At 42.7% G+C, this 17,178-nt stretch carries 14 protein-coding genes; 11 read left to right on the top strand and 3 right to left on the bottom strand.

All coding sequences use genetic code 11. From position 1 onward, the window contains the following. The first annotated feature begins 85 nt into the window (after positions 1 to 85). Positions 86 to 2,464 (top strand): TonB-dependent receptor domain-containing protein, encoded by a 2,379-nt coding sequence (locus tag ACO6S0_RS02635; protein ID WP_422350487.1) that lies wholly within the window; start codon positions 86 to 88, stop codon positions 2,462 to 2,464. Between the two features lie 153 nt (positions 2,465 to 2,617). Here ACO6S0_RS02635 and ACO6S0_RS02630 read toward each other — a convergent pair whose 3' ends face one another. Next, positions 2,618 to 5,242, bottom strand: coding sequence for a valine--tRNA ligase (locus ACO6S0_RS02630; RefSeq protein WP_422350486.1), 2,625 nt, complete (start codon positions 5,240 to 5,242; stop codon positions 2,618 to 2,620). Between the two features lie 198 nt (positions 5,243 to 5,440). Between ACO6S0_RS02630 and ACO6S0_RS02625 the strand changes: the two genes are divergently transcribed. Then, positions 5,441 to 5,830: a DUF1573 domain-containing protein gene (locus ACO6S0_RS02625; RefSeq protein ID WP_138839447.1), complete on the top strand. Its 390-nt coding sequence runs from the start codon at positions 5,441 to 5,443 to the stop codon at positions 5,828 to 5,830. 50 nt (positions 5,831 to 5,880) lie between these two features. On the opposite strand, the gene ACO6S0_RS02620 is transcribed toward ACO6S0_RS02625, so the two are convergent. Next, positions 5,881 to 7,182: an aspartyl protease family protein gene (locus ACO6S0_RS02620; protein WP_422350485.1), complete on the bottom strand. Its 1,302-nt coding sequence runs from the start codon at positions 7,180 to 7,182 to the stop codon at positions 5,881 to 5,883. 185 nt (positions 7,183 to 7,367) lie between these two features. Here ACO6S0_RS02620 and ACO6S0_RS02615 point away from each other — a divergent pair, with 185 nt between their 5' ends. From ACO6S0_RS02615 to ACO6S0_RS02575, 9 genes are all read left to right on the top strand, one after another. Further along, positions 7,368 to 8,558 (top strand): pyridoxal phosphate-dependent aminotransferase, encoded by a 1,191-nt coding sequence (locus ACO6S0_RS02615; protein WP_422350484.1) that lies wholly within the window; start codon positions 7,368 to 7,370, stop codon positions 8,556 to 8,558. Beyond that, a complete protein-coding gene (gene murB, locus ACO6S0_RS02610) occupies positions 8,558 to 9,574 on the top strand; it encodes a UDP-N-acetylmuramate dehydrogenase (protein ID WP_422350483.1) in 1,017 nt (338 codons plus the stop codon). The genes ACO6S0_RS02615 and murB overlap by 1 nt, the downstream gene beginning before the upstream one ends. 193 nt (positions 9,575 to 9,767) lie before the next feature. Next, on the top strand, positions 9,768 to 10,334 hold the full coding sequence (locus ACO6S0_RS02605; RefSeq protein WP_422350482.1) for an RNA polymerase sigma factor: 567 nt from the start codon (positions 9,768 to 9,770) through the stop codon (positions 10,332 to 10,334). Beyond that, a complete protein-coding gene (locus ACO6S0_RS02600) occupies positions 10,331 to 11,089 on the top strand; it encodes an anti-sigma factor domain-containing protein (protein ID WP_422350481.1) in 759 nt (252 codons plus the stop codon). The genes ACO6S0_RS02605 and ACO6S0_RS02600 overlap by 4 nt, the downstream gene beginning before the upstream one ends. 72 nt (positions 11,090 to 11,161) lie before the next feature. Further along, the gene (locus ACO6S0_RS02595) at positions 11,162 to 11,371 is read left to right on the top strand and encodes a membrane or secreted protein (RefSeq protein ID WP_420398927.1); all 210 of its coding nucleotides are present in this window, start codon (positions 11,162 to 11,164) and stop codon (positions 11,369 to 11,371) included. A gap of 30 nt (positions 11,372 to 11,401) precedes the next feature. Then, complete coding sequence (locus tag ACO6S0_RS02590) at positions 11,402 to 11,962, top strand: RNA polymerase sigma factor (RefSeq protein WP_422350480.1); 561 nt, start codon at positions 11,402 to 11,404, stop codon at positions 11,960 to 11,962. Between the two features lie 60 nt (positions 11,963 to 12,022). After that, positions 12,023 to 12,898: a lipoyl synthase gene (gene lipA / locus ACO6S0_RS02585; RefSeq protein ID WP_422350479.1), complete on the top strand. Its 876-nt coding sequence runs from the start codon at positions 12,023 to 12,025 to the stop codon at positions 12,896 to 12,898. A 26-nt stretch (positions 12,899 to 12,924) separates the two neighbouring features. Next, positions 12,925 to 13,935 (top strand): type I glyceraldehyde-3-phosphate dehydrogenase, encoded by a 1,011-nt coding sequence (gene gap, locus ACO6S0_RS02580; RefSeq protein ID WP_422350478.1) that lies wholly within the window; start codon positions 12,925 to 12,927, stop codon positions 13,933 to 13,935. A 92-nt stretch (positions 13,936 to 14,027) separates the two neighbouring features. Next, positions 14,028 to 16,154 carry an ATP-binding protein gene (locus tag ACO6S0_RS02575; RefSeq protein WP_422350477.1) on the top strand — a complete coding sequence of 709 codons (2,127 nt, stop codon included), beginning with the start codon at positions 14,028 to 14,030 and terminating at the stop codon, positions 16,152 to 16,154. Here the strand turns inward: ACO6S0_RS02575 and lpxK are convergent. After that, positions 16,151 to 17,149, bottom strand: a complete 999-nt coding sequence (lpxK, locus tag ACO6S0_RS02570; RefSeq protein WP_422350476.1) for a tetraacyldisaccharide 4'-kinase — start codon at positions 17,147 to 17,149, stop codon at positions 16,151 to 16,153. The two genes, ACO6S0_RS02575 and lpxK, sit on opposite strands and share 4 nt — an antisense overlap. Positions 17,150 to 17,178: the final 29 nt, after the last annotated feature.

Here is a 17,178-nt window from a genome sequence, read left to right as displayed (position 1 = left end):
CCAGGTTGTTCACAGAATTTAGAGGTCATCCTTGAAGATTCCGTAGCATCTTTGTGATATTATTTCAAATGATATTGAATTGATTATGCAATCCAGATTGATATTCCTTTCCATTCTCTTTATTACCCTTGGCATTTTATCCTGTCCAGCACAACAGAAGACAACTGTTTTTAGCGGTAAGGTAGTGGACAGATCTAGCGGTCAACCCGTGGCCTACGCCACTGTTATGGTTGCGGTCAACACCACCAAACAAGGAATATCAGGAACCACTACCCTGGAAGATGGTTCATTTGTTCTGGAAACCAATGCTACGGACTTTTATCTGGAAATCAGTTTTATTGGATATCAGAAGAAAATTGTGGAGCCAAATGCATCCGCTGGCGGTAGAATTGATTTGGGAACCATCCAAATCAGCGAGGATGCCCAACAATTGGAAGAGGTAGTGGTAGAGGGCGAGGTCTCAAAAACCGTATTCAAATTGGACAAACGGGTGTTTAACGTAGGTAAGGATCTGAGCAGTACCGGGGCAAGCGCATTGGAGGTACTCAACAACGTTCCCAGTGTCAACGTAAACATTGAAGGACAGATCAGTTTGCGCGGGAGTCAGGGAGTGCAGGTGCTGATCAACGGAAAACCGTCCATCATATCCAGTGATGAAAGCAATGCTTTGGGTACCATTACCGCAGATATGATCGATCGGGTGGAAGTCATCACCAATCCTTCTGCAAAGTACGATGCCGAAGGCACCTCTGGAATTATCAATATTGTTATCAAAAAGGAACAACGTAAAGGTTTAAACGGGTCGGTTTCTGTAAATACTGGTGCTCCCGATAGTCATAGTGTTGGGATTAGTCTGAATCGCCGGACCGAAAAATTCAATCTGTTTACCCAATTGGGTGCGGGTTACCGTGAAGGGCCCAACGAAGTGGAAAGTAGAAATACCGATTTGGTGAACAATACTTCGGTAATCTCGTCTGGTGAAGAATTCCGAAACGAAACCTACTACAATTTTGTTTTGGGGACGGACTATTATTTTGATCCTACCAGTGTTCTTACATTGTCAGGGAACTTTGCCCTAGAGATAGAAGATCAGCCTTCCATTACCAATTTTGCCACCTTGGAAGGAGACCAAACCGTTACTTCTGAATGGGAACGAACCGAGGTCACGGATGCCACCAATCCCAAATTCAGATATGAGCTGCAGTACAAAAAGGACTTTGAGGGTAATGAGGATCACACTTTACTGTTCAGTGCTTTGGGGAATTTCTTTGGGAAAGATCAATCCTCTGAGTTTATAGATACCACTATTTCTGGAGAAAACAATGATGATTCACAATTGACACGCACGGATTTCAAGGAAGCTGTTTTTACGTTCAAGTTGGATTACACCAAGCCTTTTACCGAAGAATGGACCTTGGAAACAGGGGCCCAGTACGTCATCAACGATGTGAGCAACGATTATGAGGTACAAAATTGGATCAATGGGGAATTTGTTATAGATCCAGGACTGACCAATAATTTTGAATTTGACCAAAAGGTTTTGGGTGCCTACGGAACTGGAGCTTATGAAGGCAAAACTTGGGGATTGAAGGCAGGGATGCGCCTGGAACAAACCCATTTGAAAACTCTTTTGACCAATACCGGAGAGGATAACGACCAGAATTACACCAATTTTTTCCCCAGTGTTCATTCCTCCTACAAATTCTCAGAAAAGGTTTCGCTACAAGCAGGATATTCCAAACGTATTTATAGGCCTAGGCTTTGGGACTTGAATCCGTTTTTTAACATTAGAAACAACTTTAACATCCGCCAAGGGAATCCCAACCTCATGCCAGAGTTCACCGATTCGTATGAACTTACGGGCATCTTTTTTGTGGGAAAAACAGCCTTAAATCTCGGTGTCTATCACAGATATACCACGGACGTAATTGAACGTGTATCCACTTTTGAGAACAACGTAACCACACGAAGACCAGAAAATATTGGGACCAACAAGACCACTGGGATTGAGTTCAACACCAAATACAGCCCAGCGAAATGGTTGACCTTAAACGCGGATTTCAATTATTTTCAATTTACAAGGGAAGGTACGTTTGAAACTACGGTATTCGATTTCAATGCTGACCGATGGACTTCCAAATTAATGTCCAAAGTGAAATTTCCAGCGGACATAGATATGGAGGTGACCGGAAATTATCGGTCCAGCTACAGGACATTCCAAGGTGAGACCAACGGCTACGCCTATATGAACATGGGATTGCGCAAAAAAATAATGAAAGGCAAAGCCATCTTGAATTTAAGTATCAGGGATGTTTTTGCCTCCCGTATCAGTGAAAATGAAATAGCCCAGGCAGATTTTGAAACCTATAGCCGTCGTTTACGTGGGCGTTTTATTGCCTTTGGCTTTAGCTATGGGTTTGGCAAGGGTGAAGCCATGCAGTATTCTGGTGGAAGAAGGAGGTAGTTTAGCATCTAGATGTTGGACTATAGACTATAGACTATAGACTATAAACTTTAGATTTTAGACCTTAGACTTTAGACACCAGGCTCCAAGCACCAAGCACCAAGCACCAAGCACCAAGCACCAAGCAAATAAAATCAAAACAGATTCAGGAAATTACCCCAAACTGGCCAAGCTCTTTTCCAAGGTTTCAATTTTCGCCTCTGCATCGGCAGCTTTCTTTTTCTCCATGGCCACCACTTTTTCTGGAGCGTTGTTTACAAACCGCTCATTACCCAACTTTTTCTGTACGGATTGCAAAAATCCACGGGTGTAGTTAAGCTCCTCAGTAAGTTTTTTGATTTCGGCTTCAATGTCTATGGCACCACCCATGGGAATAAAGTACTCGTTGCTCTTTACCCTAAAGCTTAAAGCTCCGTCCAAGCCGGTGTCCACCGTCTCCAATTGGGAAACATTCCCCAGCTTGGTAATGATGCTGTCCATTTGACTCCCCACATTTTCACTATTGACCATAGAAAGTTCCAAGGACTCTTTTTGAGGGATATTTTTTTCCTTTCTAATGGTTCGAATACCAGAAATCACCTCAGCAGCAAAGTCAAAATTGGAAATTAAAGCAGTATCAGCCTTCTCCACCTTGGGCCAGCTGGAAATAATAAGGGCTTCCTCTGGAGTTCGTTCTGTTATATGTTGCCAGACTTCCTCGGTCAAAAATGGCATAAACGGATGCAAAATCTTTAGATTCTGCTCAAACAAATGAATGACCGCATTATAAGTTGTTCGATCAATGGGTTTCTGGTAGGCGGGTTTAACAATTTCCAATAACCAGGAACAGAAATCATCCCATACCAGTTTGTAAATGGCCATAAGAGCATCTGAAATACGGTATTTGGAGAAATGATCCTCTATTTCAGCCAAAACTTGGTTGAATCTGGCCGTATACCAATCAATTCCTGTTTTTGCGGATTCTGGCTGTTCCAAATCGGCAATTTCCCATCCTTTGATCAATCGGAAGGCATTCCAAATTTTGTTGGCAAAGTTTTTTCCTTGTTGACAAAGGGCTTCATCGAACATCAAATCATTTCCTGCGGCAGAACTCAACAAAAGTCCCACCCTAACACCATCGGCTCCAAAATCCTCGATCAACTTCAAGGCATCCGGAGAATTTCCGAGCTGTTTGGACATTTTTCGACGTTGCTTGTCCCTTACCAAGCCCGTTAGATATACATTTTCGAAAGGACGCTTGCCTTGGTACTCATATCCGGAGATGATCATACGGGCTACCCAGAAAAACAGAATATCCGGTCCCGTGACCAAATCACTTGTGGGATAGTAATAACCAATATCCTTGTTATCCGGTTCCAAAATACCTCCAAACACGCTTATGGGCCACAACCAGGAAGAGAACCAAGTATCCAATACATCAGCGTCCTGGCGTAAATCAGATTCTTGGATTTTTGGATTCTTGGATTGGGCCTTTTTAAGGGCTTCTTCCTTGGTTTCCGCCACTACAAAATCATCCTTGCCATCACCAAAATAGTAGGCTGGAATTTGCTGGCCCCACCACAGTTGACGGGAAATGTTCCAATCCCGAATGTTTTCCATCCAATGGCGATAGGTATTTTCAAACTTTTTAGGGTATAATTTGATGTCGTTTGTCTTTAACACCCCTTCAAGAGCGGGTTTTGCCAAACCTTCCATTTTAAGGAACCATTGATCGGAAAGTCGGGGTTCAATGACGGCCTTGGTACGCTCCGAGGTACCCACCTTGTTGGTATGTTGTTCGGTTTTGACCAAAAATCCCTTTTCCTCCAGTTCTTTGGAGATTTCCTTTCGAACCACAAATCGGTCCTTGCCTTGATAGTGAAGTCCATAGGAGTTTAATGAAGCATCCTCATTGAAAATGTCCACTACCTCCAAATTGTGCTTATCCCCTAAATTCTTATCGTTTTCATCGTGTGCGGGGGTAACTTTTAAGCATCCTGTACCAAATTCCATGTCCACATATTCATCCTCAATAATGGGAATAACCCGGTTACAAATAGGAACAATAGCCTTTTTACCCTTCAAATGACCATATCTTTCATCGCTCGGGTTGATACAGATTGCGGTATCTCCCAAAATGGTCTCAGGTCTGGTGGTTGCAATGGTTACCTTCTCATCAGAGCCTTCAATAGGGTACTCCAGATAGTACAGGGAACCCTGACGTTCTTCATAGACCACTTCTTCATCCGAAAGTGTAGTTTTTGCTTGTGGATCCCAATTCACCATCCGGTAACCCCTGTAAATCAAGCCTTTTTCATATAAATCCACAAAAACCTTGATCACGGAGGCTGACATATCGTCATCCATGGTAAATTTTGTTCGCTCCCAATCGCAGGAACACCCTAATTTTTTTAGCTGTTGAAGGATAACTCCACCATATTCGTTGGTCCAATCCCAAGCATGTTTTAAGAACTCATCACGGGACAAATCAGCTTTTTCAATCCCTTCTTCCTTCAATTTGGCCACAACTTTGGCCTCTGTGGCAATGGAAGCATGGTCCATACCAGGCACCCAGCACGCATTTTTGCCCAACAAGCGAGCCCTACGGATCAATACGTCTTGAAGGGTATTGTTGAGCATGTGCCCCATATGCAGCACCCCTGTTACGTTTGGCGGGGGGATTACTATGGTATAAGGTTCCCTATCATCAGGTTTTGAGCTAAAAAAATCATGCTTCATCCAGTACGAATACCAGTTCTCCTCTACCCTTTTGGGCTCATATTTTGATGGAATTTCCATTTTTCGGTATAGTTTTTGTCTTTTTAGGAATCAGATTGGATTTTTTGCAGGAGAGTCGCCATGTTAAATTAACGCTATTCTTCGGCTGAGGGCCAATCTCGAAATACGAAACAAAAATAAGTAACGTTATTACATAACAAAAGAATTTTGGATGCAGGTGTGAAAACATCTAAATTTGAAATTCACCCAAAACTAGAAATGATGAAAAAAACTGTACTCATGTTGTTTGTAGGGCTGCTTTCCCTAGGAATCTATGCCCAGGATGCTACAGCTAAGATTGAATTTAAGAGCGAGACCATTGACTATGGTGAAATTGCCAAAGGAAGTGACGGTGTTCGGGTTTTTGAATTTACCAACACTGGGACTGCGCCGTTGGTAATCAGCAATGTTAAATCCAGCTGTGGGTGTACCATCCCCAAAAAGCCGGAAGCACCGATATTACCGGGTAAAACGGGACAAATTGAAGTAAAATACGATACCAAGAGAGTTGGTCCCATTAGAAAAGCCATTACGGTTACCTCCAATGCGGATACGCCTACCAAGGTGCTAAAAATAAAAGGAACCGTGAAAGCGGAAGGCGCCAAATAAAGCGTAAAACTTATAGAAGTAAAGCCCCGAGAAATCGGGGCTTTTTTATTTTATTCAAATACATTTTTAAGAACAAAGGAAAACAGTAAATCCCTGTTGTAGCGCTCTATCAACACGCGCACCCGTTTACCTTCCCGCTCGTTGAGCATTTTTAGTACCTCCTGGAGTTTGTACCTGTGGATTCTTTTTCCGTTGATGGCCAAAATTACGTCCCCTTCTTGTAATCCAGCTTCTGCTGCTGGACTTCCGGCCCTTATCCCCGAAACGATGATTTCCGGAACCAAACTAAGCCTAGTTTTATTTTCCAACAAAATCTGGACGTTTCCAAAGGTGTCATCATCATTTCTTACCACTCCATTGAAGTCGGCTATGCTCTCCGCAATATATCGCAATCCATTATGCTGCAAGGCAACTCCGGCTAGGTTATATTGAAAAGGTGTCCTAAAATTGGCATTTTTCTTGAGAGTGACCGTACCTCCCCGGTAGTTAAAAATAATATTGAATCGCTTTAATATTTCACCGCCCACACTGCCATTTCTATCACCCAGGTTCTTGATATATCCGAAGGATTCCCGATAAGGAAAGGCAGCCTTGGCATCCTTAAGTTCAAAATCCCCAATTTTTACACCCCTTATCTTGGTTCGCTTACCAAATATGTCACCGCTGAGTCCACGTCCGAGGTAATCCTCATAATTCTTTTCAGGAATCTCCAATCCCTTTTCGGGCTGATGGAACAGCCATAATGCATCACTACTCCCCGTATCTACCAAGAGTTTTACGGGGACATTGTCTTCATCCTTCATCAGCACCGTTCCTTCCACATAGGCTTTCTTGCGTTCAATGGAAATGGGTATAGTCTGCGACTTCTTGCTGTTTTTGGGCGGTTTATAATGTAAGGGATTATGTAATTTCAGATTTCCGGTGCCATAATTTACCTCAACAACAAAGTCACGGAACAGATCAAATCCCAAAATCCCATGAACCGGTATGCCCAAAGAGGTGGAAAAATTTATCCCCTTATCCAAGACAACATATAAATCCTGATTGTAGTTCTTGGCATTTCCGAGTTTGAAGGTATTTCCCATAGAACTTAATGCCTTCATGGGTTCGCCATCACCAAGGCCTCTTATGGTCACTTCAGATACATTGTTGATTTGAATGGAGTCCTGGTCGGAAAGATTGAACAAAATGGGTTTGCTAACCCCTGAATCCAAAACAAAAGTCAATTCAGCCCCATTGATCTCCACTGGAATGATGATCAAGTTGTTCACCATCTCAAAACCCACCCTTTGAAACTTCTGATTCTTGGGCAACTTAAAGCCCTGCGCCGAAACCAAAAAAGGCATCAGCATTAGAAGAAGTGTAAAAAATTGCAGGTTTCTTTTCAAATTCCTAGCTAATAATGGGTTATGCTTACTAAATATACAAATTAATACAGATATTTATTTTAATTTAACATTCCCCTAACCCCTTAAATATTACCTGAATCTGTTGTTTGCGAGTATTGGTTTTCTCATTTTTGCCTAAAATTTAATGCATGCCAACTATTTCTGAAAAAGGGAGGCAAATGCCGGCTTCTCCCATCCGTAAATTGGTTCCATATGCCGAAGCAGCCAAAAAAAGGGGAACCCATGTCATCCATTTGAATATTGGGCAACCCGATATAAAGACCCCCCAAGTAGCTTTGGATGCCGTACGGAACCATACCATTGAGGTGTTGGCCTATAGCATGACGGAAGGCTCTGAAATCTACCGCGGGAAAATTGCAGATTATTATGCCAAAAACGACATATCGGTTAATGCGAGTGACATTATTGTAACCACAGGTGGATCTGAAGCGCTAGCCTTTGTCATGGGCACCATTATGGATGGAGATGACGAAATCATCATACCAGAACCCTTTTACGCCAATTATAATGGTTTTGCCACGGCAGCGGGTGTAAAGGTTGTTCCCATTGTTTCCAGCATTGACAGCAATTTTGCCTTACCACCAATAGCTGAGTTTGAACAATTGATCGGGCCCAAAACCAAGGCCATCCTTATTTGCAATCCGGGGAATCCAACGGGATATCTATATAGCAAGGAAGAAATCCAGCAATTGGCAAAGCTGGTAAAAAAACACAATCTGTTTCTCATTGCAGATGAGGTGTACAGGGAATTTGCCTATGATGGCAGGGAACATTATTCCATTCTTCAGGAGTCAGGGCTCGAGAACCATGCTGTTATGGTAGATTCGGTTTCCAAGCGCTATAGCATGTGCGGTGCACGTATTGGATGCTTGGTCTCCAGAAATAAGGAGGTGATCCAAACCGCTTTAAAATTTGCCCAAGCACGCCTATCCCCTCCCACTTTTGCACAAATTGCCAGTGAAGCCGCATTGGACACCCCAAAATCCTATTTTGAAGCCGTAATCAGCGAATATGTGGAACGTAGGAATATTTTGGTGTCCGAACTTCAAAAAATTGAAGGAGTCAAAGTGGCTGTTCCCCAAGGCGCATTCTACTGTGTTGCGGAACTGCCTATTTCCAATTCAGACGATTTTGCCCAATGGTTATTGGAAAAGTTTGAAATGGACGGAGCCACGGTTATGGTTGCTCCCGCTGCAGGGTTTTATGCTTCGGAAGGATTAGGAAAAAACCAAATTAGAATAGCCTATGTGCTTGAACAAGAAGAATTGGTCAAAGCCGTCCGTATTTTAGGCGCGGCCTTGAAAGAGTATACTAATTAATGAACATTGCGGAGAACATATCCCTTAAAAGTTACAATACCTTTGGTATTGATGTTGCCGCACGCTCTTTTGTGGAAATCAATGGACTGGCCCAATTGCAACGAGTGTTGGAATTAAAGGCGTATCCCAACAAGTTTATTCTAAGTGGAGGAAGTAACGTTTTGCTTACCGCGGACATTGATGCTTTGGTCATGCACATCAACCTCAAGGGTATTTCTGTTGTGGAGGAGACCGATGAAGAAGTACAGATCAAGGTCATGGCTGGGGAAAACTGGCATGAACTCGTTCTTTGGACCCTCGAGCAGGGTTATGGGGGCTTGGAAAATCTTTCACTGATCCCAGGAAATGTAGGGACGGCCCCCATCCAAAATATTGGCGCCTATGGAGTGGAACTAAAGGATGTTTTTGTGAGTTGCGCGGCCATGGAAATTGATACTATGGAGTTGGTGGCATTTGACCAAGAAGCTTGCAGTTTTGGCTATCGGGATTCTTTTTTCAAGAATGAAGGCAAAGGAAAGTACATTATTACCTCGGTAACCTTAAAGCTGACCAAAAAAAATCACCTACTGAACACAGGATATGGGGCCATCGAACAGGAACTAAAGAAAAATGGGGTAATCTACCCCACCATTCGGGATATTTCCAATGCCGTTATTGCCATTCGGCAAAGTAAGCTTCCCAATCCCGAGGAAATTGGAAATAGCGGAAGTTTCTTTAAGAACCCCGTAATCTCCAAGAAAACCTTTGAGAAATTCAAGAAAAAAAATCCGGATGCTCCTTCATATGAGGTGGACAACGGCCAATTCAAGATTCCTGCTGGATGGTTGATTGAGCAATGCGGATTTAAGGGCAAACGATTTGGTGATGCCGGTGTTCACGAAAAACAGGCTTTGGTGTTGGTGAATCACGGAAATGCATCAGGCAAGGAAATTTTGGATCTAGCGAAAAAAGTCCAGAGAGAAGTTGAAAAAAAATTCAAGATCAAAATCATCCCAGAGGTAAACATCATAAAATAACCCCTGCATTGCATCAATAACAGGGGTTATACCAAACCAAACTAACCAAAATTTTGAATACTTCTACAAGTATGTTCTTTAAGCAATAATTTAACGCCGTGGAATAATCGATTTTCTAACTTAGCGTTACCTTATATACGAGATAAAGCTTATTTTAGATTTTTACCCCCAAAATTTAGCCAACAGCCCCTAGATGAGTACACTAATTGAAAGACATATTGTTTCCTTACTTGCTGAAAAGGATGATAAGGCAATCTCGCTATTGTATGATAATTATGGGGATACCCTGTTTGGGGTGGCCTACAAAGTGGTTAAGGACGAGGATTTGGCCCAAGATGTGTTGCAGGAGAGTTTTGTTAAAATCTGGAAAAAAGCGGATTCTTATGACGCCTCCAAAGCCAAGCTGTTTACCTGGTTGTTCCGAATTACACGAAATACAGCCATTGACAAACTAAGAAGTATCAATAATAAAGCGGACAAGGAAGTCCAAATAGACGTTTCTGACGTATATAGCCTAGGAGTAAGTGGCATTAGGCCCGAATTTATGGATGTCCAAGAGAACTTGGACAAAATAGAAGACAAGTATCGTATAGTGTTGGAGGCCCTGTTTTTTCAGGGGATGACACAGCAAGAGGCCAGTGACGAACTGGAAATTCCTCTGGGAACGATCAAGTCCAGGCTCAAAATTGGTTTGCGGGAGCTTGGTAAGATTTACGGCACCTCAATGGCCCTTCTCCTACTAATAAATTTATTGTCATGAAAGAAAAAGTACAACGATTTCTGGATTCCGATATATTGGAAAAATATCTTTTGGGTGAAACTTCCAAGGATGAAACGCTGCAAGCCGAGCGTTATATAACCATGTATCCGGAGGTTAGGGACACTTATAACCAACTGCAGGACAACTTGGAGACATTTGCCAAAATGTATGCCCGAAAAACTCCTGAAGGTCTTAAGGAGATCATTTTGCACAGCGCCAAAAAGGAAAAAGCGGTCAGTCGCAAATTCTTTAGTTACGGTATAGCCGCCAGTGTGGCCATTCTCATTTTGGCAGGAGCTTCCTATTTCTTCTGGAACCAAAACCAAAACCTGCAAATGGAAAATACTTTGGTGACCAACCAGATCAAGTATCTGGAGGAGAATATGAAAAACCAATTGGAAGATGTTCGTAACCAATTTATTGTCCTGAACAATCCCGCCACCAAAAGGTATAGGCTTAACGGTAAAAAAGAAGGTAAGGAACTCAAGGCGGTTGCCTACATCAATCCTGTTAAGAAGCTTTCCTACATCAATGTGAGCAATGTTCCGGAGTTACCGGAAAACAAGTGCTTCCAGATGTGGGCAGAAGTCAATGGTGAACTGGTAAACCTAGGTGTAATCAAGCAATTGGAGGATAAGGACAAGCTTTTGGCCCTTCCTTACGCGGACAATGCCATTGGGTATATTACCATTGAGCCAGAAGGTGGGAATACTTCCCCTACCGTTAAGAATATTGTAGCCAATATCAACTACTAGGTATTTGTTTAAAATACGTTAACCGTAACCGCTTTAGCTGGGTATTTTGTACCTTTGCGCAAAAGCTGGAATATGAAGTTAGCATTATTGACCATTGGTCTCCTAGCACTTGCCTTTGCTGGAATTGCAATAAAGATTTGGTCCAAAAAAGACGGCAAATTTGCAGGTACCTGTGCAAGTCAAAACCCGTATCTGAACAAAGAAGGCGAGGCCTGTGGATATTGTGGCAAACTTCCCAGTGAGCAGGAATGCAAGAAGGATTCCATTCCTGAGCTGCAATAGCTCGTAACCTACTTGGTAAATCTCAATTTTTTGAACAAAACGGAGCAATCCATCAAGGAAAACATTCACAAGGCCAAAAATGGTAACCAAATGGCCTTTAGCTTGTTGTTGGATTCCTTTTGGAACGAGGTATACGCCTTTCAATTGGCGCGGACCAAAAATGAGAACGATGCCGAGGACATCACCATTCGAACCTTCTCCAAAGCCTTTGATAAGATTGACTCCTATGACGAATCCTATGAGTTCAAGACCTGGCTTATCACCATTTCCAAAAATCTTCATGTAGATCTTATCCGAAAACGTAAGCGAAGCCTATTGGATGAAATGGACAGTCATCGTGATGAGGTAAAAAAAGTGCTTGACGGGTCGCCTTCCGTTGAAGACCAATTGATCACAGAACAAAACTTGGCCAATTTGCTGCGAGATATCAAAAAATTGAAACCCCATTACCAGAAAGTGATTAACCTACGGTATTTCAATGAATTGAGTTATGCCGAAATCGCCAAGGAACTCAACGAACCTGTCAACAACATTAAGGTAAAATTGCTTCGTGCCAAGAAACTTTTGGCCGAGATTATCCAAAAGCACTAGCTTGTTCAGAGCACTTGGTTTCCTGCCCAGTTTCGTATCTTTGCACTTCAAATTTCTTTTATGAGCACAGTCACTCAAGAAAATGTTCTCCCCCCAAAAGGAAAACCGAAATGGCTTAGGGTAAAACTACCCACAGGGAAAAAATATACCCAGCTACGGGGCTTGGTGGACAAGTACGATTTGCACACCATCTGCACCTCTGGTAGCTGCCCCAATATGGGAGAGTGCTGGGGAGAAGGCACAGCCACTTTTATGATTCTGGGAAATATTTGTACCCGTTCCTGCGGTTTCTGTGGCGTTAAAACGGGCAGACCCGAAAGTGTGGACTGGGCCGAGCCGGAAAAAGTGGCGCGTTCCATCAAGATCATGAACATTAAGCATGCGGTGGTTACTTCCGTGGATCGGGATGACCTAAAGGATATGGGATCCATTATCTGGGCTGAAACCGTGAAGGCCATCCGAAGAATGAACCCGGAAACCACCTTGGAAACACTTATCCCCGATTTTCAGGGTATCGAAACGCATTTGGATCGTATTCTAGCGGTTGCCCCCGAGGTTATTTCGCATAACATGGAAACGGTTAAGAGGCTTACACGGGAGGTGCGTATCCAAGCCAAATATGAAAGAAGCTTGGAAGTGCTCAACTATCTGAAAAAAAATGGAGCCAATAGAACCAAATCCGGGATCATGTTAGGGCTTGGGGAACAGGAAGACGAGGTAATCCAGACCATGGAAGATCTTCGGAAAGTTGACGTGGATGTGGTCACTATTGGACAATACCTTCAACCCTCAAAAAAACATTTACCGGTCAAAGAGTTCATCTTGCCAGAACAGTTTAAAAAGTATGAGGAAATTGGTCTGGAAATGGGCTTCAGACATGTGGAAAGCGGTGCCTTGGTACGTTCCTCCTATAAAGCCCACAAGCATATCCACTAGGACCAATCCTGCACATTTCTCCTCTTATGAAACAAATCAATATTGGCATTAATGGCTTTGGACGTATCGGTAGAACACTTTTTAGACTACTGCAACAGCACCCCCATATCAATGTGGTAGCGGTCAATGACCTTACGGACGCCAAAACCCTGGCCCATCTGCTCAAGTATGATAGCATCCATGGGATGCTTGCAACGGACATAACCGCAGAAGGGAATTATATCATAGCTGAAAATCAGCGTGTTGCTGTTCTAAATCACGACCATCCAAGCCAAATTGCCTGGGATGCCCACAAAGTGGATATTGTAGTGGAAGCGTCAGGAAAGTTCAAAACGAAAGAAGATTTGGAGTTTCACCTAAAAAATGGGGCAAAAAAGGTGATTTTATCCGTTCCCCCAGTAGAAGATAACATCAAAATGGTAGTGCTTGGGGTCAATGAGGATATTATAAACGCGGAGGACGATATTGTATCCAATGCTTCCTGTACCACAAACAATGCAGCCCCCATGATCAAGGTGGTCAACGAGCTTTGTGGTATAGAACAAGCTTATATAACCACCATACATTCGTATACATCGGACCAAAGTCTGCACGACAGGCCCCATCGCGATTTGCGGAGGTCCAGGGCAGCAGGCCAGTCCATAATTCCTACTACCACCGGAGCAGCCAAAGCTTTGACCCGGATTTTCCCGGATTTATCTGATGTGATAGGAGGTTGTGGTATTAGAGTGCCCGTTCCCAATGGCTCTTTGACGGATATTACCTTCAATGTGAAAAAAGATACCTCAATTGCCGAAATAAACAGTACTTTTAAGTATTACGCCAATAACGAACTTAAAAACGTATTGCATTTTACCGAAGACCCCATTGTTTCCATCGATATAAACAATAGTTGCTATTCTTGTACGTTTGATTCTTTGATGACCTCCGTTATTGGGAAAATGGTGAAAATTATCGGATGGTACGACAATGAAACTGGATATGGTTCCAGAATTATTGATTTAATAGCTTTGTTTATTAAGAAAAGTTACGTTTGACCTCGAATCTGATATATAAACATCTTGGCGTTTTAAGATGCTTTATGCTGTGCATTTTCCTTTGCACCCAGATTTCGTTTGGTCAAAATGATATGAGTTCCACTGAAAAGGTACAGGCTATTTTCGATGAATTCATGGTTCATCGTCATCAGAACAAGATTGAAAAAGCCTTGGAAACCTTAGATCAGGCGGCGGAAATTGCCGAGAACAATGAGGATGCCAAGCTTTTATTGGACACCTACCATCAATACGCCCGTTTGTTCCTTGAAGAAGGGGATCGGGAAACCACCATTTTTTATTGGGACAGGGCCAGTATCCTGTTAAAGGATCTTTCCTATTCTTACGGACAAGCATTTCATAATTATCTGGATGCTGCACTGCGGTATGATGAAGGAAACAATTTTCAGTCGCTCAAACTTTTGGAGGAAAGCAGAAAACTCAGCAACAACCGTAACCTGGGGAACAATATACTGCTTTTGGAGGCCTACATCTTTACCAATATAGAAAAGTACGAGGATGCCATTAAAAATCTCCATGCATTAATTGTCAATTCCGATGATAAGGAGCGTGCCTATTTGGCTACCAAGGCCAATCTGCAGTTGGCCAAAATAAGCATGGAACTCAACGATTTGGAAGAAGGGGTAATCCACTCACAGGCGGCATTGGAACTAGCGGAAAAGCACAGTTTTTTCAAGGAGGTAAAAGCGGCCAACCAGAGTCTGTCCTCCATCTATGAAAAAACGGGAGACTTTAGCCAGGCCTTAAACTACACCAAGGTACTTGAGAAAATCAGGGACTCCATTTTCAATATTGAAAAGGTACAATTGGAGACCAAGACCGCCGATAAAATACGGTTTGAGCACCAAATGAACGAAATCAACAAGCTTACTGCTAAAAATGAGGAGTTAAGCGAATCCAAGAACCGTTCTGAGATCACTGCCATATTAACATCTGCGTTTCTAACGATAATCTCGCTCTTGGCCGTTTCCTTATTCCGAAACAACCAGATAAAGCTGAAGACCAACGATTTGTTGTACACCAAGAACAAGGAATTGGAGCTTGCCCGCGATTCTGCGGTTTCTGCCATGGAGGCCAAGACCAACTTCTTGTCTACAGTTACACACGAATTACGAACTCCACTATATGCGGTAACGGGGCTCACACACCTACTCTTGGAGGAAAATCCGGCGGAGCATCAAAAGGAACATTTAAAATCCCTTAAATTCTCTGGGGATTACCTACTGAATTTCATCAATGACATCCTTCAGATCAATAAAATTGATGCGGATAAGTTGGAACCGTTGAATATTGAGTTCAAATTACATAAAGTGTTGGCCGATGTGGTGGATTCACTACAGCAGAACGCCAATGAAAATAAGACTACTCTCGTGCTGGATTACGACCCAAATATTCCACAGCAGCTCTTGGGTGACCCTATCAAGATTTCCCAAATTTTCATGAATTTGGTAGGGAATGCACTGAAATTTACCAAAAATGGCAAGGTTGAGGTCATTGCCAAAATGTTGCGCAAGGAGGAAGATGAGGTCAAACTTTACTTTGAGGTCAAGGATAATGGCATTGGTATTTCGGAAGATCAGCAAAAGAACATCTTTGACAGTTTTGAGCAGGGATCTATTCAGATCAATCGGGAATATGGCGGCACCGGCCTTGGATTGACCATTGTGAAAAGCCTCCTAGGATTATTTGGTAGCAAGGTCCATTTGGAAAGTGAACTGGGTGAGGGTAGTTCCTTTTTCTTTGAGCTAGACTTGAAATGCGACAATAGTGCGATCGATGAGGTAGCCTTTGAGCTCAATCCCGAGGAATTCAATTTTAAAGGTTTGCACCTCTTGGTTGTGGAGGACAACAAGATCAATCAGGTCATCACCAAAAAAATGCTTACTAAAAAGGAGATTACCTGCGATATTGCAAACAACGGTAATGAAGCCATTGATTTGGCGAAAGCCAACACCTACAATGCCATTTTGATGGACATTCATATGCCAGGTATCAGTGGGGAGGAAGCTACAAGACAGATCAGAAAGTTTGATGACGAGATCCCCATTATTGCGCTAACAGCCATTTCTTTGGATGATAGTTTGGACAGTTTCTATGAGGCAGGGTGCAACGATGTGGTAACCAAACCCTTCAAGCCAGAAGTTTTCTATCAGAAAATTGGGGAGAACATCTTCAAGAAAAAAATGGAAGGCCTAGTTTAAAGCTGGCTTTCGATTACTTCCTTCAACCGATTTCCATCTACTAGGTCAAATTCATGGGCAATTTCCAAATAAAATAAGGACTCCACCTTTCCAGATAATCTAACAAAGTCCTTTTCGGTAGTGAGAACGGAGTCGTATTGCTTAAACTTTTCAATCTCATCAGATGCAAAGTTGTGATGATCCGCAAAGGCCAAGTGCTGAAAATCGATTCCTATATCCTTTAAATGCTGAACCAAAGGTTCAGGTGAGGCAATTCCCGTCACCAAAGCAATATTCTGATCCCCCAATTCTGAAAGAGCAAGCTCGTTACCTTTGTCATCCTTAAGCTTTTCCGCATAAGAAAGATGGGAGAAAAAAACCAGTTGATGGGGTTTTGGCCGCAAAAAACTTGTAATGGTATCCTTTTCTGTTTTGGCTAGGTTTTTAGGGCATTTGGTAACCACAATAACGTTAGCCCTTCGAGCTTCACGCTTGGCATCCCTTAGATTACCAGTTGGTAAATACCAATCCTTGGGATATAACTGACCATAGGCGGTCAACAAAATGGAAAATTTGGGCTTTACCTTCCGATGTTGGAAGGCATCATCCAATAGAATCACATCCGGCTGCACCATTTTTTCCAGTTGCATAATCCCATTTCTCCGGTCTGCGTCCACGGCAACGGAAATATTCGGGAATTTTTGATGGATTTGAAAAGGTTCATCGCCCAACTCAGCAACTGTTGAAGAAGGGGTTGCCAGCAAAAATCCTTTGGACTTTCGCTTATATCCCCTACTCAAAACAGCTATTTTGTGGTTGGACAAAGTGCGTATGAGGTATTCGACCATAGGCGTTTTTCCTGTCCCTCCCACACTCAGATTACCTACACAAACGGTTGGTGTTTTATAGGAAATCGACTTAAAAACACCCCAATCGAACAAATAATTGCGGATATGGACGATCAAGGCATAGATCAGGGAAAACGGAAACGCTATTTTCCGGAGGAATTGAAGCATAGGGCGAAAATATAATATTTTATCTTTAG

This window comes from Flagellimonas sp., assembly GCF_965233845.1.
Taxonomy (GTDB): domain Bacteria; phylum Bacteroidota; class Bacteroidia; order Flavobacteriales; family Flavobacteriaceae; genus Flagellimonas.
Note: the sequence above shows the minus strand (reverse complement) of the source record. Positions and strands in the feature narration are given on the sequence as shown.